The 424-nt window shown below is 37.7% G+C and carries 1 pseudogene; it reads right to left on the reverse strand.

Going from position 1 to position 424, the window contains the following annotated elements:
• Nucleotides 1–411 (reverse strand): annotated as a pseudogene (locus FCS21_RS17890) (bifunctional NADH-specific enoyl-ACP reductase/trans-2-enoyl-CoA reductase); the annotation flags it as partial.
• Nucleotides 412–424 lie beyond the last annotated feature (13 nt).

The raw sequence follows: 424 nt of genomic DNA on the forward strand, positions 1-424 counted from the left end.
ATCTCCTATTTCAGCCAAATTTTCAGTAACAGCTTCAACCCATAATTTAGCCACTTTTTCCTGAACGTCAGGACGCATTTCTAAATCATCAATACGGATTCTTCCTTTTTCATCAACCGGAACTTCATTTCCGGTAAATAATCTTTCTTGGTACAAGCGCTGAATTTGTTCGATACATCCTTCATGAATTCCTTCCTCTTTCATGATTCTGTACAATAGCGAAATGTACAATGGAATAACCGGAATTGCAGAACTTGCTTGTGTTACTAATGCTTTATTTACTGAAACAAATGCTTTTCCGTCAATCGCAGCAAGACTGTCGGTAATGGCAAAGGCAGTTGCTTCAAGATGATCTTTAGCACGACCAATAGTTCCTTTTCTGTAAACTGCTTCTGTCAATGATGGTCCAATATAAGAATAAGCA

Origin of the sequence: Colwellia ponticola (assembly GCF_005885605.1) — a bacterium.
Lineage (GTDB): Bacteria > Pseudomonadota > Gammaproteobacteria > Enterobacterales > Alteromonadaceae > Colwellia > Colwellia ponticola.